Below are 18,694 nucleotides of genomic sequence, written 5' to 3'. Positions count from 1 at the left end.
TTGGCTATAACTTCAATGGCCCAATAGAGCTTTTGCCAAAATTATTGTAAAAGCCAAAGAACATTTTCACAGATAATGTATATCGCTGCTACGCAACTTTACCGATTATTGCTTATTGCAATAATCTCAATACATTTTCACAGAAACATTCTGCGCTACTTTGTAGCTTATTTAACTTTTACTTACTGTAAAAGTCTAAGAACATTTTGCTGAACAGCATTTGCCTGGCTTAGTGCGTATGAGCCTGACTGAGCCAATATGTTGTGTTTTGCAAAACTTGCACTTTCTGCAGCAAAGTCTACATCCATGATGGTAGATTTGGCCGCAACAACATTAACTTGAGTAACAGAGATATTTCTAACAGTTGATTCAAGTTGGTTCTGAACTGAACCGATGTTAGATCTGATTTTATCTATTTGCCTTAAAGCTGCATCGGAAGTTTTGATGGCATCTTCCGCATCACTTCTTGTTTTTACACTAACGCTACTTAAGCTACCTGTTGTATTAACAGTTCCAGCAGTCAATCCGGCATATGCCGCATGATTTCCACCTATAACTATAGCATTATCGGACTCGAGAGTAAGCTTTCCGTGAGTAGTTCCAGCAGAAAGTCCTGAAACAGTATCACCGCTGTTGGCAACCGCAATAGTTATATCTCTACCGTCATCTGCTGTTAGTGTTATTTTTCCAGCAGCTATTGACGCAGTTACGCCTGTTTGGTCAGAAATGTCATTTATGGCATTTACTAGTTTTCCATCGGCATCATTTGCCTGAACCGTAAGCGCTCCTACGGATACGCCGTTTATCTTAAGGTCACCGTCAGCAAGTGTTCCTCCGGCTACTGCCGCACCGGTATACTCTGTTAATGCTGTTGCTGTAACACCTGTTGTGGCGCTTACTGCATTGATAGCTCTTGCCTGATCTTTTGCTTCAATGGTAGCCGCACCAACATCTACAGAGTTTACAAGCAAATCACCTGAAGCCAAAGCGGATGTTGTAGCACCGCCTGTAGTGTGAGCATAGTCTCCGATGCTTGTAATCTTGGCATTATCTATAGATATACTTACTGTTTCGTTCGCATAGGCGCCTATATGAAACTTTTTATTTGTAAAAGTTCCGTCAAGAAGGTTCTGTCCATTGAAAGAAGTTGTTTTTGCAATATTGTTAGCTTCTTCTAGGAGCTTGTCAATATCCCTTTGGATTGCTGCTCTTGAGTCAGCATTTTGACCGTCTGATGCAGCTTGGATAGCTTTGGTTCTTACAGTATTGATGATGTTTGTATATTCTTGCAAAGCACCATCTGCTGTTTGAGCAACATTGATACCGTCATTTGCATTTCTGATAGCTTGTCCCAAGCCTGTTGCTTGAGAGTTCAAGCTATCTGCGATAGCAAGACCTGAAGCATCATCTGCTGCTTTGTTGATTCTTAAACCTGAACTTAGTCTTGTTAAGTTTTGGTTTAACGCCTGATTGTTCATAACACCGTTTCTGTGAGCGTTTAACGCTGCAACGTTTGTGTTAATTCTAAATCCCATGTTAAATCCTTTTAAAGTGTATTCTGACATCCTTGTCAGTTATAAACAATATCGGATGGTTTTTAAAAAGTTTTACATGGATTTAAAAAAATCTTTTATTTTTTCTTCATCTATATGGTGAGCATCGTACTTGATGACTATGATATTTTCTGTTTCGTTGATATACTGATCTGTTATGCCTTCTACTTTTTTGATGTCATGTAGTTTAGCTCTTGCGTTGTCATTTAATTCTATATAGACTGTTTGTCTAAGCCCCGGGTTTCTCATGCCTACTATCCACCATATCCAAAAGGCTGAAATGACAAATACAAATATAGCCAAACCCTGCTCGTGAAAATGACCGTAAACATAACCGCCAAAAGCACCGCCTAAAAATATACCTATGTATGCAAAAGTATTGGCAACTCCAAGGGCTGTTCCTTTTTGGTGGACTTTGGCAAATTTGGCTACAAAGCTTTGAAGAAGCGGTTCAAACATATTAAAACCTATAAAAAAGAAAGTCGCTCCTACCCCAAAAAGTAAAAATGAGTTAGTAAAGCCCATCAAAGCGAAAGAAGCTATGATAAAAAGAACCGATAAGACAAATATCTCTTTGCCTTTTGAGTACTTTTCACCAAATACCGCTGCCGGACCCATTGCTAAAACACCAAATATAACTGCAGGTAAGTAAACTTTCCAAAATCCTGTAGGCTCAACTCCGAATTTATGCTTTAAAAGTATGGGGATGATGAAAAATGCCATAGTCATGGTGGAGCTGTGAAAAAGAAATGTTATATACATTCTAACTAAGTCTTTATCATGAAATACATGCTTGATCTTAACTGTTTCTTCTTCATAAGTATGAACTATCTTTGGAGGTTCCGGAACTTTTGTAAATAGTATCAAAAGAGCGGTTGCAGCAAGTGCGGCAGTCAGCCAAAAAAGAGATGGCACTCCAAGATACCCCGCCATCAAAGGACCTGCTATCATGGCTACTGCAAAAGTCATGGCTATGACCATGCCCATTATCGCCATAGCATGAGCTCTCTCTTCCTCTTTTGAAAGGTCTGCTATCATAGCTGTTATAACTGAGCCTATGGCGCCTGCACCCTGCAAAAATCTACCAAGCAAAAGAGTGTATATGTCGGTACTTATGGCACAAATGATAGAACCTAAGATAAAGATGAAAAGCCCTATGAGTATGGTCTTTTTTCTTCCTATCTTATCACTTAAAAGCCCGAATGGAGTTTGTAAAAATGCCTGCGTTACCGCGTACCCACCCACTGCTATACCGGCTAAGGTAGCGTTTGAGTACTTAAGCCCCAAAGCATACTGACTAAGAACTGAAAGAACTATGAAAAGACCGAAAAATCTCAAAGCGATGATCAAACTAAGCGGCATTATCTTTTTTGCCAATGTGCGCATATGCAACTCCTATAAATTTATGATATAATTTTTTGTCAAATATTAGCAGAAGCTCCAATTGAAACTATGACAAAACGGTTTCAAGGCGGGTACTCCAAAATCAAAGATTTTGACCCTTCCTCTGCAAATGTTTTGTCATAATTCCAATTTCCGCTTTGATTGCCGATAAAATTATACAATATAGAAAAAATATCAAGGATAGTTATGAAAATTATATTGGCTACTTCAAATAGAGGTAAGGTTAAAGAGATACAAAATAGTTTTTCCAAATTTGAAGTCATTCCTTTCAGTGAAGTGATAGAGCCGTTTGACATTATAGAAGATGGTAAAACTTTCCAAGAAAATGCCATCATAAAAGCTAAAGCGGTATATGAAGCTGTCAATGATAAAGATGCGGTGGTTTTAAGTGACGACAGTGGTATAACCGTACCTGTGCTTGGAAATGAACCGGGGATAAAAAGTGCCAGATACGCAGGAGACAATGCAACATCTAAAGATAATCTTTACAAACTCATAAATGAATTAAAAAAAAGAGATATCAAAAAAACCCCGGCATTTTATACGGCTTGCATAGCTTTGGCAACGAGCAAAGGTATATTTAGCGTTCACGGTTGGATGTACGGCGAAGTGATAGTTGAGGCAAGAGGAGAGAAAGGATTTGGTTATGATCCTATGTTTATCCCGGAGGGATTTGACAAAACTCTTGGAGAACTTGACGAGAGCGTGAAAAAGGAGCTGTCTCATAGAAGCAAAGCTTTGCATAGGGCTGAAATGCTGTTGACTTTGTAGCATATATGTGCTACAATCTATAAAAAGTCAAACAGAAAGGATTTAAAATGGCTTTAAATAGTGTTGTTAGGGCAAGGATAGATGAAGAGGTGAAAAAAAATGCTGAGGAGATTTTTGATGATATAGGTATTACTACTTCTCAGGCTATTAATATATTTTTTAAAAAAGTCATAAGAGAAAGAGGGATACCTTTTGAGTTAAAGTTGCCTACTAAGAGACTGGAAAATTCCATCAAAGAGGCAAAATCAAACCAAACGGTAAAATATAGTAGTATAGATGAAATGATGGAAGACTTTCACTCATGAAATATTCTCTTGAGAGAACTAAAAGTTTTAAAAGAAGTTTTAAAAAACTTAGGTTATCTAATGATGAAGAGATGGCATACATAGAGGTAGTTTATCATCTGCTCATCGGTAAAATTTTACCTCAAAAATATAAAGACCATCAACTTTCAGGTAATTTATCAGAATGTAGAGAGTGTCATATAAAACCTGATCTACTGCTTATATATATGGTTAAGGATAGCACAATAATTTTGGTAGATATAGGTTCTCATAGCGAACTATTTAGGAGTTAAGATGTCTAAAACAAAAATTTTAAAAAAGAGAATTGACAAAGCTACAAAACATTATAAAGCTTTGAGTGAATATAAAAAACTTATAGATAATTTGATAGAAACTATGAATATATATGACTTATGGACTTTTAATACTCTTCCTTATGAAAAAAGAGCTATACTTGAAGCTTATCTAAAAAGATTTGCTTCTTTGCAGGATTATCTTGGGGCAAAACTGTTTCCTTTGATGCTTGAGTGTGCGGGTATAGGGACTTCAAAGATGAGCGAAGTTTTATATATGGTTGAAAAAGAGGAGATTATAGATAGTTTTGAAAGTTGGATAAAACTTAGAGAGATAAGCAATGATCTTGAGCATGACTATCCTGATGAGATGAAAGAGGCACTTCAAAATTTAAAATATTGCATAGAAAATTTTGAAAAACTTGAAAGTTACTATAAAAATAGTATCATTTTTGCACAAAAGTATATAAAATGAGAATCTCTAAAAGAACTATAGAGATAATAAATAGAGCTATAAAAGATAGTTTTGGCAGTGTTAAAGTATATCTTTTCGGAAGTAGGGTAGATGATAATAAAAAAGGAGGAGATATAGACATAGCTATAAAATGTGATATAAGTGAAGAAGATTTTAGGGAAAAAAGATAAAATTTTTATCCAATCTTTTAAAAAATGGTTTTGAGCAAAAAGTAGATATAGTACATTACAATAAAAAAGATGAAGTGCTGTATGAAGAGATAAAAAATAGTTCCATAAAGATAAACTAACTGATGTTACGCAAGATTTGTGAGTATTGCTAATTTAAACGGAAAATTAGCGTTAAAAAAATCACACTTAACCCTGAAAGGGCGCTTGCGTTTGTGATTTTTAGCTAATTTGGAGTGTCCTGAAAGGGAAATTAGCACCGTGAATAAATTTTGCGTAACATCAGTAAACTAAAACAAGCAATCAAGGAAGAGACATGAACAAAGGCATACTGATCATAGGGGCAGGTGGGGTCGGAAGAGTCGTGGTGCATAAAGCTGTGCAAAATCTTGATACTTTTAAAAAGATAACTTTGGCAAGTAGAACTCTTAGTAAGTGCGAACAGTTAAAAAAAGAGGTTGGTGGTAAGATAGACATAGCTCAGGTTGATGCCGATAGCATCGACGAACTTGTAGCTTTGATAGAAAGAGTGCAGCCTTTTATGGTTTTAAATATCGCTCTTCCCTATCAGGATCTAACTATCATGGAGGCCTGTCTTAGAACAGGTGTTCACTATCTTGATACCGCAAACTACGAGCATCCTGATACTGCCAAATTTGAGTATAAGCTTCAGTGGGCTTATGATGAAAAGTATAAGCAAAAAGGTATCATGGGGCTTTTGGGAAGCGGTTTTGATCCTGGAGTTACAAATGTCTTTTGTGCGTATGCCATGAAACACTACTTTGATGAGATACACTATATAGATATACTTGATTGTAACGCGGGAGATCACGGGTATCCTTTTGCTACCAACTTTAACCCCGAGATAAACCTAAGAGAAGTAAGTGCCAAAGGTAGATACTGGGAAGAGGGCAAATGGATAGAAACTGAGCCGCTTGAGATAAAACAAGTGTGGGATTACCCCGAAATCGGTCCAAAAGATAGCTATCTGATGTATCATGAAGAGATGGAATCTTTGGTAAAACATATAAAAGGGCTTAAAAGGATACGATTTTTTATGACTTTTGGAGAGAGTTATCTAACTCACATGAGATGTCTGGAAAATGTAGGAATGCTAAGAATCGATGAGATCGAAGTTGACGGATGCAAAGTGGTGCCTTTGCATGTTTTAAAAGCTTTACTTCCGGATCCTGCAAGTTTAGGTCCAAGAACAGTCGGTAAAACCAATATAGGCATAGTAGCCGAAGGTGTGAAAGAAGGTAAAAAGAGAAAAGTTTACATCTACAATGTCTGCGACCACCAAGAGGCTTACAAAGAGACAAAAGCACAAGCCGTAAGCTATACTACGGGGGTACCTGCCATGATAGGCGCAAAACTGATGGTAGAGGGAGTGTATAAGGGCAAGGGAGTTTTCAATGTCGAAGAGATGGATCCTGATCCGTTTATGGATGAATTGAACAGGCAAGGACTTCCATGGCGCATCAAGGAGCTTTGATGGATAAAAAAGAGAGTGAAAAAAAATCAAACTGGACAAATATAATTTTTTTGATATTTTTCTTTGGGACTATCGCTTTTATCATAATCGCACCCATATATATAGTTGATAAGATAGACAAAGAGAGTAAGATACCAAGACACAAACAGGAGTTATTGCATGATAAAAAGTGAAAAAGAGATAAAAGAAGAAGTTGTTGAAGCGGGGGAGGGTGTAAGCATAAAAGTACTTATATCTTCCGATGATGCTCCACATTTTGCCATGAGAAAATTTCGCATCACAAAAGGTGGTTTTATGCCCTATCATACAAACAGTGTAGAGCATGAACAGTATGTGTTAAAAGGAAGCGCAAAGGTCATAATCGACGGTAAAGAGCATATAGCCAAAAAAGATGATGTATTGTTTTTACCTGCGGGTGCAGCTCACTCTTATGAAGTTATAGGGGATGAGGATTATGAATTTTTATGTTTGGTGCCAAATCTTGAGGATAATATAAAAATTGTCAATAGATAAAAAAGTCGTTTTCATCACCGGTTGCAGCAGTGGTATAGGTTGTCACTGTGTCAAAAGGTTGAAAGAAGAAGATAGATACCATGTCATAGCAAGTGCAAGAAAAGAGAAAGATGTCGAAAAGCTTATAAGTGAAGGCTTTGATGCGGTCAAAATGGATATGGATGATAGCAGTTCTATCAAACAAGGGTTTAATGAGGTGCTACAAAAAAGTAAAGGCAAACTGTATGCGCTTTTTAACAATGCAGGCTTTGGCCAACCTGGAGCTGTGGAGGACTTAAGCAGAGTCGCTTTAAAAGAGCAGTTTGAAACAAATCTTTTTGGTGTAGTGGAGTTAAGCAATCTTGCCATAAAAGTTTTCAGGGAACAAAACGAAGGGAAAATCATACAAAACAGTTCGGTTTTGGGGTTTGTATCCTTTAAATACAGAGGTGCTTACAATGCAAGTAAATTTGCGCTTGAAGGTATCAGCGATGCTTTAAGGCTGGAATTAAAAGGCAGTGGAGTTAGCGTATCTCTTATCGAACCGGGTCCCATAAGATCAAATTTTAGAAAAAACGCTTACGAGAAATTTAAAAAATATATAGACATTCAAAACAGTTATCACAAGGAAAATTATCTACAAAGTATCAAAAGATTTGAAAGTAGCGAGGATGACCCTTTTACTCTTGATAGTGAAGCGGTATATTTGGCGTTAAAGAAAATTCTAAAAGCCAAGAATCCAAAAGCGAGATACCAAGTGACAATTCCAACAAAACTTTTTTGGATACTAAAAAGAGTGTTGCCCACTTCTTTGTTGGATGGTGTAATATATAGGATTTAAAATGAAGATAAAAAGAGTCAGTAAAGTCGAATTGGTTTTAGATAAGATACCGACCCCCTGTTATGTTTTGGAAGAGGAGCTTTTAGAGCAAAACCTGAAGCTTTTAAAGTATGTAAAAGAGCAAAGCGGAGCCAAGATACTTTTGGCGCTTAAAGGATACTCATTTTATAAAAGTTTTGATATGGCAAGAGAGTATCTTGACGGATGTTGCTGTAGTGGGCTTTATGAGGCGAGATTGGCAAATGAAGAGTTTAAAAAGGAGATACATACTTACTCTCCTGCTTTTAAGGATGACGTTATAGATGAGATCATCGAGCTTTCCCATCATATAACCTTCAACTCATTTTCACAGTACACAAGACATAAGGATAAGCTAAGAGGAAAAGTCAGTCCCGGTATCAGAGTGAACCCTCAACTCTCTTTTTCCGAAGCTACTATCTACAATCCCTGTGCGATGAACTCGAGGCTTGGAGTAACCATAGTTGAGTTCAAGCCGGAACTTCTTGACGGTATAGAGGGACTTCATTTTCATGCACTTTGTGAGCAAAATGCCGGCGCATTGGAGGCGGTTCTTGGTAGTTTTGAAGAGAAATTCGGTAAATATATACCCAAAATGAAATGGGTAAATTTTGGAGGAGGACACCATATCACAAGAGATGACTATGATGTAGATAAACTTATAGATATCATCAGGGATTTTAAAAAGAGATATGACGGTATCGAAGTATATCTTGAGCCGGGTGAAGCTGTAGGATGGCAAAGCGGAGTGCTTGTTGCAAGTGTGGTCGATAAAGTTCATAACGGTATAGATATAGCCGTACTCGATACTTCGGCTGAAGCTCATATGCCAGATACCATTATCATGCCATACCGTGCAGAAGTAAGAAATGCAGGGAAAGAGGGTGAAAAAAAATATACCATAAAATTAGGAGGCAACACCTGTTTGGCAGGGGATTTTATGGGTAACTACAGTTTTGACAAACCTCTTGAGATAGGCGATAAGGTCATTTTTGAAGATCAAATGCATTATACAATCGTTAAAAATACCACTTTTAACGGTGTCAGGCTCCCAAGTCTGGGAATACTTAGAAAAAACGGAAACTTTGAAGTAGTTAAAAGTTTTGGTTATGAAGATTATAAAAGAAGAATTTAGTTAAAAAAGTTGTATAATATTATAAAAAATTCGAGGTATATATGGATATCATTATAGCCGGTGCGGGAAGAGTAGGTTTTAGGCTGGCGAAGACACTTTGTACTAAACACAATGTGACAGTTATAGATCAAAACGAAGATGCGCTAAACAGACTCCAAGAAAGCATAGATATACTTGCTATCGTAGGCAATATAGAAAATCCAAAGACATATGACTCATTGGTTGATAGAGAATCGGATCTTTTTATAGCGGTAACAGATATGGATGAGACCAATATCATATCGACTCTCATAGCAGATGAAACCATAAAGGTCAAAGATAAGATAATAAGACTTAGAAATGAATTTTTTGCGAAGTCAAGTATAGGGGAGAAGTTGGGTATAACCGTTTCAGTCTTTCCGTTTTATCTATCAGCCAATTCTGTAAAATCTCTGCTTGATTTTCCTAAAGCAAACAATGTAAAAACATTTAATGAGTTTGAACAAAAACTTATCTCGGTTAGAGCAACAAGTTCTATGCCCTTAGAAGAAATCATTTCAAATAGCGTAAAAGTGGTCGGCATAGAAAGAGACGGAGAGTTTTTTATACCAAGTGCTTATGAGACAACACAAAAAGATGACCTTATATATATATTTGGAGAAATTAAAAAGATAAAAGATCTATGTTCTTCTCTTGATCCTAAAATGCCGGTGGATATAAAAAATATAGTTATTTTTGGAGCTGATATGCTCGGAATTGAGATAGCGTCTCTTCTTTCCAATTATGATGTCAATATAAAAATCATAGAAAAAGATATACAAAAATGTAAAAAAGCTTCAGATGTATTACGGGAAAATGTAACTGTTATAAATTCCAAATATGGTGAACACCACCTTTTTAAAGAAGAAAATCTTGAAAATGCCGACATGCTTGTGGCAACCTCCAAAAATGATGAGGAAAATATCATAAAATGCCTTGAAGCAAAAGAGTACAATATCAAAAAAGTTGTAGCCATAAATAATGATTTGGAGCACTACTATCTTATGCACAAGCTTGGTATCGTTGCAGTAAGAGGCCCTAAAACGAATGCTTACTACTCCATCTTGGAAAAGATAAGTTCTAGCTCTATCATAAGCCAAAGAAAGTATTGTGGAGGGAAAGGTGTCTTGATGAGTAGAAAGATAGGCAAAAGTTCACTTCTTTTGGATACGCTCATAAGACCTTTGGACATACCTAACAGTTGTTCATATATCGTAAAAAAGGATAAAATCATAGACTTCGAAAAGAAAAGCGAAGTTGAAGAAGGAGACGTTGTTTTGGCATTTGGAACAGACAAAGATGCCGAAACGATAGAAAAATGGATAAACTCTCTGTAAAAAATATCTTAAAATTTATCTCCATTACCCAAATGGCGTTAAGTATCTTTTTTATGATACCTGTAGTAACCGGTTATATCTACAAGGAAAATGCAAATAACTTTTTGATATTTGTGATTTTATCTTTTATCTTCAGTAGCTTGATATATTTTGCACTGAGACATCACAAGGTTGAATTAAATGTCAAAGAGGGTATCCTGGCGGTAAATCTTGTGTGGATACTTTTAGGGTTTATGGGCGCCTTCCCTCTTTTTTTATATACCAATATACCTTTAAGCTCAGGTTTTTTTGAGGCTATAAGCGGTTTTACGACAACGGGGGCTACTGTTTATACGGACATCGAATCTTTGCCAAAGATGGTTTTGATGTTACGCTCTTTAACACATTGGTTAGGAGGTATGGGTATCATCGTTTTGGGCGTCGGACTCTTTTCCATCATCAATCCAAGTGGTTCTTTGGCACTTTTTAAAGCAGAATCTACCGGTATAAAAACTGAAAAACTGACCCCAAAGATAAAAGATACCGCTTTGAGACTTTGGGGTGTATATGCACTTATAACTTTACTGGATGCTACGGCTTTGCATATGGAAGGCATGAGTATATTCGATGCGATAAACCATGCGTTTGCCACTATTTCAACCGGTGGATTTTCGACAAAAAATGCATCTTTAGGTTACTATAATGATAACTCTATCATTATCTGGACCACAACGGTTTTTATGATCATTTCAGGCATGAACTTTTTGGCACATTTGAGATTTTTCTACAATGACATGAGCGGCTATGAGAGTGAAGAAAACATATGGTATATAAAGATATTTATACTTCTTGGTTTTGCTCTATCTTTGATACATTATGAAACTTCCACAGATTCACTATATTTTTCTATGACACATGGGTTTTTTACCATCTCTTCCATTCTTACGACTACTGGATTTGTAACTCTAAATTACGAAAACTGGGGGCATTTTGCCGTAGTCGTAGTCTTTTTGGCGATGCTTATAGGTGGCAATACCGGTTCAACCGCAGGAGGTATGAAAGTGGTAAGATATATAGTTTTACTAAAGTCTCTCGCACTTGAGATAAAAAAGATACTTCATCCAAATGCAATGCTTAGCATATTTCTAAACGGAAACAAAGTAAAAGACAACGTTTTAAGCGCAACCGCGGGGTTTTTCATGCTTTTTGTCATATCTAACGCAGTTTTGACACTCTACCTTTATGCCAGAGGATATGATGCACTTACATCAGTCAGTGCCGCCATCGCCTGCGTGGGCAATATAGGTCCCGGTTTCGGGCATGTTGGGCCTGTGGATAATTATGCATTTTTTTCATGGTATGACAAGATCATCTTGGCGATTTTCATGATCATAGGAAGACTGGAGTTTTATACTGTGGCACTTCTTTTCTCTAAAAATTTCTGGAAGAAGTTTTAACATATCCATATAAAAAGTTTTCGACTATTTCATTGGAAAGTTTATCTATGTCATACTCTTTTTTAGAGTCATCTATGAAATGATACTTTATGAAGCCAAGTATGTAAGCGCAAAATGCATATGAAAGTCTTATATAGTTATCTGTTTTAAGAGGTGTTTTTTTGGAGAGATTTTCAAACTCATCAGCCAGGAAGTGTTCTATCAGATTTACGGCTTTGTCTTGATTGCCCAGTTTTAGGATAAAAAGAGGATCATAATTGATATGCTCCTGGATAACTTTCCCTTTTTCTTTGAAAGTTTGCAGTTTCAGCTTTGTATATATGAGTATCTTCTCTTTAGGCGAAGTGGCATCGGAACATAGATCCAAAAGTTTGCTGTGAAATTTTTCCATTTGAAAAAGCACATATTCATAAAAGAGATTTTCTTTTGATTCAAAAAGTTGATATAAAGCTCCCACGGAAACTTCGCAAATTTTTGATAAGTCATTTATCTTAAAATTTTGATATCCGTTTTTTTCTATATAATCTTGAGCGGCTTCAAGTATCATCTTCTTTTTTAAGGCATTCACTTCCTCTTTGATTCTCTTTCTCATAAACTCTCCCGGTGTATAGCATCAGTTATTTGTAATTATATAAATAAAATTCTTAATTCAGAATAAATTTATAAAAAAATGAATATAATTCACTATCAAATCTTAGGAGTTTTGCTTTGAAAAAATTAGGCTTGGCTATTATCTTATTATTGATACTGTTTTTTGGCTACAAAGGATATGACTATCTTGAATTTAGAAGTAAAAATGCCGTCAGTGATGCGGGGTTTGTAAAAAGTGATAGTTTGAGTATCTTGAACTTCAAAGTCGGAGGTAAGATCGACAAGCTTTTGTACAAAGAAGGCGATAGTGTTAAAAAAGGTGTGCTACTTTCAAGCTTTGATAAGAGTGATTTTCAAGTTGCCGCAAAAAAAGCAGAGAACTCTATCACATCGTTACAAAATAAGATAGAATCTCTCGTATATAAAAAAGATAAAATTTCAAAAGATATAAATATTTCAAAAACTATAGCTTTAAATGACATAAATGCTTTTAAGAGTAAAATTTCATCGCTAAAACTCTCTATAGCATCAAATTTGACAAAATTAAAACAACTTCAAAAAGATACGAAAAGATTGAAAAGATTATCTTCTAAAAAGCTTGTAGCAAAAGATAAGTTTGAGCAGTCTAAAACCGCACTAAAGTCACTAAAAGAGCAGATAGCATCAGCCAAAGAGGAATTAAACGGTGCAAAATTTAAACTAAAAAATATAAAAGAGAAACTAAATCTTATAAAAAACAGCAGATTGAATGTAAAAGAGATAGCAAAAAGCATAAAAGCTTTGGAGTTTCAAAAAAAAGCTTTGAAAAACTCACTTGAAGAATTGAAGCTGAAGATAAAATACTGTGATCTTTATGCTCCTTTTAGCGGAGTTATAGCTAAAAGATTTGTAAATGACAATAAAGTCATAGCAAAAGGGTACCCCGTGTATGCTTTGGTCGATCCAAATGATATACATGCCGAAGTACTGCTTTCGGAAAAGAAACTTCATGGTGTAAAAGTCGGCAATCCTGTAACCATAGAAGCGGACGCCATAAAAGATAAAAAATATGACGGAGTGGTGGAGTCCATATTGCCGGCTTCTGCTTCAACCTTCTCGCTGGTTCCTAGAGACATAGCAAGTGGAGAGTTTACTAAACTTGATCAAAGGTTTGTGGTTAGAATCAAGTTGAAAGAGAAAAAAGGTTTGAGAGTTGGAATGAGTTTGAATGTAGCGATAAAAAGGGTGAAGAGTGAATAGTTGGGATGTAACCAAATCCCAAAGAGCACTTTTTAGCATTATCGTTATGACCGGAGCATTCATGGCGATACTTGACACTACTGTTGTCGATGTCATCGTGCCTAAGCTTACAGGTCCACTTGCAAGTGATATGTACGGTGTGCAGTGGATCATCACAAGTTACATGATAGCTGCCGCGATCGCTCTTTTGATTACGGAGTATTTGATAAAAGGTTATGGAGCTAAAAAGATTTTTTTGATAGGGGTTTTTCTTTTTACAGTTGCTTCATTTTTTTGCGGTATGAGTGATACTTTAGGCTCTATCATCATCTTCAGAGTTATCCAGGGAGTCGGCGAAGCTCTTATCATGGTGACAAGTCATATCATGATATTTTCATATTTTCCTCCAAAGCAGCAAGGGCTTGCTATGGGTATATTTGGTCTTGGAGTTAGCTTCGCACCGGCAATTGGGCCTACTCTTGGGGGATATCTGACCGAGTATTACGGCTGGAGAATGGTATTTTTCATCAATGTGCCCGTCGGCATATTGCTTGTAACTGCCGGGCTTTTGTATTTGCCAAAAGATTTGAAGTTTAAAAAGCTCAATTTTAATTTTTTAAGTCTTTTTTTTATCTCGTTTGCTACTATATCGCTTCTTATAATGCTCTCAAAAGGCCAACAAAGAGGGTGGTTCAATGATGAAATGATAGTATTTTTATTTTTTGCATCCATTATAGGCTACTTGATATATGCGTTTGTCGAGATAGTCTCAAAAGATTCGCTTATAGACTTTACCCTTTTTAAAAACTTTGATTTTACAAACGGGATATTTTTATATACGTTCATCATGGGGTTTAGTATGTACCAGTACTTTTATCTTTTGCCTGTATATTATGAACATATCAAAATGCTTCCAACTTTGGATGCGGGGATAGCTGTATTTTCTTTTGCGGTTTTTATAGGGTTTTTCGCTCCTCTTGCGGGGGCATTGAGTGATAAATTTGGAGCAAAGAATGTTCTTCTAGGTTCTAGTATCATTTATCTATCCACTTCATACCTTTTGCTTCCAACTTTAAACTATTATACCCCGCTCATGCAGGCTGAACTTTTGACCATACCTTTTGGTATAGCGATGGGACTTTTCTTTGCACCGGCTACGGTGCTGCTTTTGCAAAATGCTCCTCAAGAAAAAGGTGAACTTGCTATAGTTTTGATGGATTATGTAAGGTTTGTAGGCGGAAGTTTTGGGACAGCTCTTGCTACAAACAATATGGAGTATTTTAAAAATCTCAACTTTCAACATTTTGAGGAGTTGCAAAACCCGGCTTTTATAAATGATTATCTTATGAATGTAAAGGAGTTTCTTGGAGTTTCGCTTGACCAGGTAAAAGCATTTTTTAACGGTTACGAAACATTGATGAGTTATAATTACGGATTCGGGGATGTGTTTATGCATGCAGCACACTGGGGTGCGATAGGCTCTATATTTGTTGTGATGCTATTTGTGACCAAATTGTTTAGAAAAGGAAAATTATCATGAAAAAAATCTTTACACTGCTACTGCCGCCTTTGTTTCTTTTTGGAATTGGCATAAAAGATGTCCTAAAAGGCGTGAACGATAGTCTGCTTGTCAAATCAAGTGAGAAAAAAACAAAAGCGCTGGAAAAAATGGTAGGATTTTACGAGGGGAAGAATTATCCGAAAATTGACTTGAACTTCAATGCCATACGGTTAAAAGACACTCCTGAAGCTACTTTTGATATAGCTCCTTTGCCTCCGATTACTGCAGCGGTTGGTACAAGAAATAATATAACAGGAGAGATAAGTTTTGCATACCCTCTTTTTACGGGATATGCCACTGAAAATCTTATAAAAAAAGCAAAGCTTGAAACAATCAAATCCAAACTTAAAACAAAAAATTTAAAAAGAGAGCTTTATCTAAAATCCATCAAACTCTATAGCGACATATATGCTGTAAATCAAGCCATAAAAGCTACAAAACAGGCGGTTAAGGCACTTGATATATCTTTGGAAAAAGCGGATAAGATGTATAAAAACGGACTTGTTAATCTTTCGGAAGTTTATAATATAAAAGCAAAAAAATATGATGTAATCGCTTCACTTCAAACATTAATAGCTCAAAAAAATTCTCTAAGCAACACTCTTTTTTATCTAAGCGGAGTTAAAGCAGATAAAAATATACAACTTGATAGCGATATCAAGCTTGCAAATAGGCAAAACATTATCAAAGAAGCTTTGCAAAACAGGGAAGATATAAAGGTTGCCGAAAAAGAGCTGGATATATCCAAGAGTGATATAAAATTGGCTGAGAGTAAATTCTATCCTACTATCGCGGTAGTGGGGGGTATAAAAAAAGAGGGGGATACTCTAAGGCTAAATGGTAACGGTTTTGATAATGCCGATAAAAGCTACATAGGGCTAAGTTTGGAGTGGAATCTTTTTGACGGATTTGCCAAAACAAGAGCAAAAGAGGCGGCAAGACTGAAAAAAGAGGCTGTTGCGCTATATATAAATGATTATAAAAGAGTCGTCAAAACCGCTATCCAAAACTCTTTCTTTCTGTTAGAGTCTTTAAAAGCAAAGCTAAAAGCGGCAAAAGAGCAGTTGAAAAGTCAGCAGGAATATTATAAACTTATAAAAGGAAGATTTGAAAATGCACTCAGTTCCGCTGATGAGCTAAGTCGCTCTATAGCTAAATTATCTCAAGCAAAAGCAAAAGTAGAGCAATATAAAGCTAAAATATTCTTCCAAAGATACAAAATCATACTTCAAGCGGGATTGGGTTATTTTAAGGAGATTGTTAAATGAAGAGAGTTTTATATATCATTATAATCGTTTTGATAATTTTAGCGGCTTATATGGGGGTTTATAGTTATCTTAAAAAAGGTGGTGTAAAAATATTGGAGGATAACAGCGGGGTTATAACAAAACAGAGCGATACATTTCTTCATTATAAGGTGTTAAATAAAAAACTTTTATATGATTATGGTATAGATTTTAGAGCGTTGATCATAAACGGGATAAAAGATAGATTGAATTTTGCAGACAGTGAGCTTAAGAGGATGGAAAAACACCCAAGAAAATTAAATCCTAACAAATATGCTGAAAAATTCATTTTTATCTTGATAAATCCCAAAGATAAAAGTTTCATCATAAAAAGCAATCTGAAAAAATACAACGGTGATATATTTGAAAAAGCAGATAAAACCGATCTAAAAAGATATATTATCTCACTTGAAGAGGTATTGCTTGATCATGAATGGAAAAACAGGCTTACAAAATGAAAGAGTGAATAAGTAAATGTGTGGATGGGTATGAAAGTAAAAGTTAAGCAAATTCTGTTTTATGTCATTTGGGCTTTTATACTTTTTTATCTTTATACCAAGTTTGCCGATATTCATCCGTTTGGAAAAAATTCCTCTTTTTATAAAACCGGCTGTAGTGCCGAAAAAGTCAAAATATCCAAAGACAGTATCAAGTACGACGGGTTTGGATCTACGCAGTAGGCAAATTCCAGTTTTTGTAGTATGCAAAAAGTCTTAAAAAAAGACCAAATACAAATACGAAGGTGATCGTTATATCGTTTACATACCCCAAATAATCAGCCATATACAAAAGAGTGGAAATGATAACCGAAACCGTAGCATAAAATCCACTCGTAAGTATAAGAGGGACTTCATTGATAAGAATGTCTCTTAAAACACCGCCCCCTATGGCGGTACTGAGTGAGAGTATGACGACACCGAAAAAATTCAACTCATTTCCTATTCCTATGAGCGCTCCGGTTATGCTAAAAGATACAAGTCCCATGGCATCACTTAATATAAAAACTTTAAATCTCTCAGGTTTGGTTTTTTTAGCCATTTTAGAGAATTTTGCCAATACTATAACCGTTATGACTATCAAAGAAGGCAAAGGATCTTTCAAAGATACGGGAGTTTGATTTATGATGATATCCCTGATGATACCGCCGCCCAAAGCGGTCAAAAATGCAAAAAGTATAACCCCAAGCAGATCAAGTTCTTTTCGAACAGCTATCAAAAAACCACTAAGCCCAAAAGCAGCGATACCAATCATATCGGCAATTTCAAGTATATCCATCCGGTTATTATACCAAAACATGCTGCATTTGACTTTTTTACTCATATATCATACAATTACTCTATGAGTAAAAACAGAGATAAAGACAACCTTATTTTAGAGATAGCAACTCTTATAGAATCAACACCAAATGCCAAACCACTAAGCCTTAATGTCTTAAATCTTTTGGATACCAAAGAGTTGAAAAAGATCAAATCCACTTTTGAATCATCTAAGAAAAACAAAGATGAGGAACTCAAAGAGTGGGTTGAAGATATTTACAAAAACTGCAAATCATAATTCTTTCTAAACATATACTACACATTTGATAAGTACAATTCTTTTATAAAATTACTCAAGGAGGCAATTATGAATATAAAACACACTGCTTTGGCACTTAGTGCAACGGTTCTTTTTATATCAGGATGTGCGGTGGCTAGCGATAGCTCGGATTCAATGCAAAACAAGTCTATGGCAAAGCCTATGATGATGCCCTTTGGCAACAAAAGCGATGTAGCTTATGCCCACGCTCTATGGAACAAGCTTCAAAGTATGGGCTTTAATTCTACGGCATCCAAGCTGTATATGGGAGGGCCGCCTCACGGAAAAGTAAGAGAAGTTTTAGAAGGCAAGATAGATGGAAATCTTGTGGTTGTCAAGAGAAATTATCGGGGTAAAGATATGACCATAGATAAAGTCGCAGCCGACAGATCCAAGTATTTGGCATCTATCACCGTAATGGCCAAAAGACCGGGGTATGATCCGGCCGATGCTGATTGGTTTTGGGTGAAATATGCCCCTGACGGGAAAATTTTGTCAAATCCAAAAGGTATGAAGCTTGCGGGAAAAGTAGCAAAAGGTATGCCAAAAGGATGTATAGCTTGCCACTCGGCAGCTTCCGGCGGAGACTTTTTATTTATCCAGGATAAAAATATCAGCCCGAAAGCCACCCTTATAGGCTCAATGTAAAACATATATACTCTCCAAGTTAAAAAACTGCAAACATTTTTGCAGTTTTTTAACTATATATAAGCACTTTTTAGATATAATCCGCCACAATTGACT

23 protein-coding genes are annotated in these 18,694 nt (G+C 36.1%); 19 read left to right on the top strand and 4 right to left on the bottom strand.

The window, feature by feature from the left end; all coding sequences use genetic code 11:
• Positions 1-182: 182 nt before the first annotated feature.
• Positions 183-1,535, bottom strand: coding sequence for a flagellin N-terminal helical domain-containing protein (locus tag ACZ47B_RS08260; RefSeq protein WP_464894073.1), 1,353 nt, complete (start codon positions 1,533-1,535; stop codon positions 183-185).
• Between the two features lie 72 nt (positions 1,536-1,607).
• Positions 1,608-2,939: an MFS transporter gene (locus ACZ47B_RS08255; protein ID WP_464894072.1), complete on the bottom strand. Its 1,332-nt coding sequence runs from the start codon at positions 2,937-2,939 to the stop codon at positions 1,608-1,610.
• A 204-nt stretch (positions 2,940-3,143) separates the two neighbouring features.
• On the opposite strand from ACZ47B_RS08255, the gene rdgB reads away from it, so the two are divergent.
• From rdgB to ACZ47B_RS08195, 12 genes are all read left to right on the top strand, one after another.
• Positions 3,144-3,728, top strand: a complete 585-nt coding sequence (rdgB, locus tag ACZ47B_RS08250) for an RdgB/HAM1 family non-canonical purine NTP pyrophosphatase (RefSeq protein ID WP_464894071.1) — start codon at positions 3,144-3,146, stop codon at positions 3,726-3,728.
• A gap of 47 nt (positions 3,729-3,775) precedes the next feature.
• Positions 3,776-4,033: a type II toxin-antitoxin system RelB/DinJ family antitoxin gene (locus ACZ47B_RS08245; RefSeq protein ID WP_464894070.1), complete on the top strand. Its 258-nt coding sequence runs from the start codon at positions 3,776-3,778 to the stop codon at positions 4,031-4,033.
• Positions 4,030-4,305, top strand: coding sequence for a type II toxin-antitoxin system RelE/ParE family toxin (locus tag ACZ47B_RS08240; protein WP_464894069.1), 276 nt, complete (start codon positions 4,030-4,032; stop codon positions 4,303-4,305). Before ACZ47B_RS08245 ends, ACZ47B_RS08240 begins: the two co-directional genes overlap by 4 nt.
• A gap of 1 nt (position 4,306) precedes the next feature.
• Positions 4,307-4,780 carry a hypothetical protein gene (locus tag ACZ47B_RS08235; protein WP_464894068.1) on the top strand — a complete coding sequence of 158 codons (474 nt, stop codon included), beginning with the start codon at positions 4,307-4,309 and terminating at the stop codon, positions 4,778-4,780.
• Complete coding sequence (locus ACZ47B_RS08230) at positions 4,777-4,950, top strand: nucleotidyltransferase domain-containing protein (RefSeq protein ID WP_464894067.1); 174 nt, start codon at positions 4,777-4,779, stop codon at positions 4,948-4,950. The genes ACZ47B_RS08235 and ACZ47B_RS08230 overlap by 4 nt, the downstream gene beginning before the upstream one ends.
• Before the next feature lie 313 nt (positions 4,951-5,263).
• Complete coding sequence (locus ACZ47B_RS08225; RefSeq protein WP_464894066.1) at positions 5,264-6,442, top strand: saccharopine dehydrogenase family protein; 1,179 nt, start codon at positions 5,264-5,266, stop codon at positions 6,440-6,442.
• Positions 6,442-6,615: a hypothetical protein gene (locus ACZ47B_RS08220; protein ID WP_464894065.1), complete on the top strand. Its 174-nt coding sequence runs from the start codon at positions 6,442-6,444 to the stop codon at positions 6,613-6,615. The genes ACZ47B_RS08225 and ACZ47B_RS08220 overlap by 1 nt, the downstream gene beginning before the upstream one ends.
• Positions 6,602-6,955: a cupin domain-containing protein gene (locus tag ACZ47B_RS08215; protein ID WP_464894064.1), complete on the top strand. Its 354-nt coding sequence runs from the start codon at positions 6,602-6,604 to the stop codon at positions 6,953-6,955. The genes ACZ47B_RS08220 and ACZ47B_RS08215 overlap by 14 nt, the downstream gene beginning before the upstream one ends.
• A complete protein-coding gene (locus ACZ47B_RS08210) occupies positions 6,942-7,775 on the top strand; it encodes an SDR family NAD(P)-dependent oxidoreductase (RefSeq protein WP_464894063.1) in 834 nt (277 codons plus the stop codon). Before ACZ47B_RS08215 ends, ACZ47B_RS08210 begins: the two co-directional genes overlap by 14 nt.
• A 1-nt stretch (position 7,776) precedes the next feature.
• Positions 7,777-8,928 (top strand): carboxynorspermidine decarboxylase, encoded by a 1,152-nt coding sequence (gene nspC, locus ACZ47B_RS08205; protein ID WP_464894062.1) that lies wholly within the window; start codon positions 7,777-7,779, stop codon positions 8,926-8,928.
• Between the two features lie 41 nt (positions 8,929-8,969).
• Entirely contained in the window at positions 8,970-10,283 is a 1,314-nt protein-coding gene (locus tag ACZ47B_RS08200; protein ID WP_464894061.1) for an NAD-binding protein, read from the top strand.
• Entirely contained in the window at positions 10,265-11,719 is a 1,455-nt protein-coding gene (locus ACZ47B_RS08195; RefSeq protein WP_464894060.1) for a TrkH family potassium uptake protein, read from the top strand. Before ACZ47B_RS08200 ends, ACZ47B_RS08195 begins: the two co-directional genes overlap by 19 nt.
• On the opposite strand, the gene ACZ47B_RS08190 is transcribed toward ACZ47B_RS08195, so the two are convergent.
• A complete protein-coding gene (locus tag ACZ47B_RS08190; RefSeq protein WP_464894059.1) occupies positions 11,694-12,311 on the bottom strand; it encodes a TetR/AcrR family transcriptional regulator in 618 nt (205 codons plus the stop codon). The genes ACZ47B_RS08195 and ACZ47B_RS08190 overlap by 26 nt on opposite strands.
• A 116-nt stretch (positions 12,312-12,427) precedes the next feature.
• Between ACZ47B_RS08190 and ACZ47B_RS08185 the strand changes: the two genes are divergently transcribed.
• Genes ACZ47B_RS08185 through ACZ47B_RS08165 form a run of 5 tightly spaced genes read left to right on the top strand, consistent with a single transcriptional unit; the run spans position 12,428 to position 17,055 of the window.
• Positions 12,428-13,549 carry an HlyD family secretion protein gene (locus tag ACZ47B_RS08185; protein ID WP_464894058.1) on the top strand — a complete coding sequence of 374 codons (1,122 nt, stop codon included), beginning with the start codon at positions 12,428-12,430 and terminating at the stop codon, positions 13,547-13,549.
• Positions 13,542-15,068 (top strand): DHA2 family efflux MFS transporter permease subunit, encoded by a 1,527-nt coding sequence (locus ACZ47B_RS08180; RefSeq protein ID WP_464894057.1) that lies wholly within the window; start codon positions 13,542-13,544, stop codon positions 15,066-15,068. Before ACZ47B_RS08185 ends, ACZ47B_RS08180 begins: the two co-directional genes overlap by 8 nt.
• Positions 15,065-16,357 carry a TolC family protein gene (locus tag ACZ47B_RS08175; protein WP_464894056.1) on the top strand — a complete coding sequence of 431 codons (1,293 nt, stop codon included), beginning with the start codon at positions 15,065-15,067 and terminating at the stop codon, positions 16,355-16,357. The genes ACZ47B_RS08180 and ACZ47B_RS08175 overlap by 4 nt, the downstream gene beginning before the upstream one ends.
• Entirely contained in the window at positions 16,354-16,833 is a 480-nt protein-coding gene (locus ACZ47B_RS08170) for a hypothetical protein (protein ID WP_464894055.1), read from the top strand. The genes ACZ47B_RS08175 and ACZ47B_RS08170 overlap by 4 nt, the downstream gene beginning before the upstream one ends.
• 30 nt (positions 16,834-16,863) lie before the next feature.
• Positions 16,864-17,055: a hypothetical protein gene (locus tag ACZ47B_RS08165; protein WP_464894054.1), complete on the top strand. Its 192-nt coding sequence runs from the start codon at positions 16,864-16,866 to the stop codon at positions 17,053-17,055.
• On the opposite strand, the gene ACZ47B_RS08160 is transcribed toward ACZ47B_RS08165, so the two are convergent.
• Positions 17,045-17,650 (bottom strand): trimeric intracellular cation channel family protein, encoded by a 606-nt coding sequence (locus ACZ47B_RS08160; RefSeq protein WP_464894053.1) that lies wholly within the window; start codon positions 17,648-17,650, stop codon positions 17,045-17,047. The two genes, ACZ47B_RS08165 and ACZ47B_RS08160, sit on opposite strands and share 11 nt — an antisense overlap.
• A 63-nt stretch (positions 17,651-17,713) precedes the next feature.
• Between ACZ47B_RS08160 and ACZ47B_RS08155 the strand changes: the two genes are divergently transcribed.
• Positions 17,714-17,929: a hypothetical protein gene (locus tag ACZ47B_RS08155; protein ID WP_464894052.1), complete on the top strand. Its 216-nt coding sequence runs from the start codon at positions 17,714-17,716 to the stop codon at positions 17,927-17,929.
• Between the two features lie 69 nt (positions 17,930-17,998).
• On the top strand, positions 17,999-18,598 hold the full coding sequence (locus ACZ47B_RS08150) for a cytochrome P460 family protein (RefSeq protein WP_464894051.1): 600 nt from the start codon (positions 17,999-18,001) through the stop codon (positions 18,596-18,598).
• The last annotated feature ends 96 nt before the right edge of the window (positions 18,599-18,694 follow it).

This window comes from Thiofractor thiocamini (assembly GCF_055384375.1).
The sequence above is the reverse complement of the archived record's forward strand: the minus strand, read 5'-3'. Positions and strand labels throughout refer to the sequence as shown.

Bases quoted from the DNA above. Each gene is read 5' to 3' on its own strand.
- ACZ47B_RS08260 (WP_464894073.1), bottom strand. From the start codon at position 1,535: ATGGGATTTAGAATTAACACAAACGTTGCAGCGTTAAACGCTCACAGA.
- ACZ47B_RS08255 (WP_464894072.1), bottom strand. From the start codon at position 2,939: ATGCGCACATTGGCAAAAAAGATAATGCCGCTTAGTTTGATCATCGCT.
- rdgB (WP_464894071.1), top strand. From the start codon at position 3,144: ATGAAAATTATATTGGCTACTTCAAATAGAGGTAAGGTTAAAGAGATA.
- ACZ47B_RS08245 (WP_464894070.1), top strand. From the start codon at position 3,776: ATGGCTTTAAATAGTGTTGTTAGGGCAAGGATAGATGAAGAGGTGAAA.
- ACZ47B_RS08240 (WP_464894069.1), top strand. From the start codon at position 4,030: ATGAAATATTCTCTTGAGAGAACTAAAAGTTTTAAAAGAAGTTTTAAA.
- ACZ47B_RS08235 (WP_464894068.1), top strand. From the start codon at position 4,307: ATGTCTAAAACAAAAATTTTAAAAAAGAGAATTGACAAAGCTACAAAA.
- ACZ47B_RS08230 (WP_464894067.1), top strand. From the start codon at position 4,777: ATGAGAATCTCTAAAAGAACTATAGAGATAATAAATAGAGCTATAAAA.
- ACZ47B_RS08225 (WP_464894066.1), top strand. From the start codon at position 5,264: ATGAACAAAGGCATACTGATCATAGGGGCAGGTGGGGTCGGAAGAGTC.
- ACZ47B_RS08220 (WP_464894065.1), top strand. From the start codon at position 6,442: ATGGATAAAAAAGAGAGTGAAAAAAAATCAAACTGGACAAATATAATT.
- ACZ47B_RS08215 (WP_464894064.1), top strand. From the start codon at position 6,602: ATGATAAAAAGTGAAAAAGAGATAAAAGAAGAAGTTGTTGAAGCGGGG.
- nspC (WP_464894062.1), top strand. From the start codon at position 7,777: ATGAAGATAAAAAGAGTCAGTAAAGTCGAATTGGTTTTAGATAAGATA.
- ACZ47B_RS08200 (WP_464894061.1), top strand. From the start codon at position 8,970: ATGGATATCATTATAGCCGGTGCGGGAAGAGTAGGTTTTAGGCTGGCG.
- ACZ47B_RS08195 (WP_464894060.1), top strand. From the start codon at position 10,265: ATGGATAAACTCTCTGTAAAAAATATCTTAAAATTTATCTCCATTACC.
- ACZ47B_RS08190 (WP_464894059.1), bottom strand. From the start codon at position 12,311: ATGAGAAAGAGAATCAAAGAGGAAGTGAATGCCTTAAAAAAGAAGATG.
- ACZ47B_RS08175 (WP_464894056.1), top strand. From the start codon at position 15,065: ATGAAAAAAATCTTTACACTGCTACTGCCGCCTTTGTTTCTTTTTGGA.
- ACZ47B_RS08170 (WP_464894055.1), top strand. From the start codon at position 16,354: ATGAAGAGAGTTTTATATATCATTATAATCGTTTTGATAATTTTAGCG.
- ACZ47B_RS08165 (WP_464894054.1), top strand. From the start codon at position 16,864: ATGAAAGTAAAAGTTAAGCAAATTCTGTTTTATGTCATTTGGGCTTTT.
- ACZ47B_RS08160 (WP_464894053.1), bottom strand. From the start codon at position 17,650: ATGGATATACTTGAAATTGCCGATATGATTGGTATCGCTGCTTTTGGG.
- ACZ47B_RS08155 (WP_464894052.1), top strand. From the start codon at position 17,714: ATGAGTAAAAACAGAGATAAAGACAACCTTATTTTAGAGATAGCAACT.
- ACZ47B_RS08150 (WP_464894051.1), top strand. From the start codon at position 17,999: ATGAATATAAAACACACTGCTTTGGCACTTAGTGCAACGGTTCTTTTT.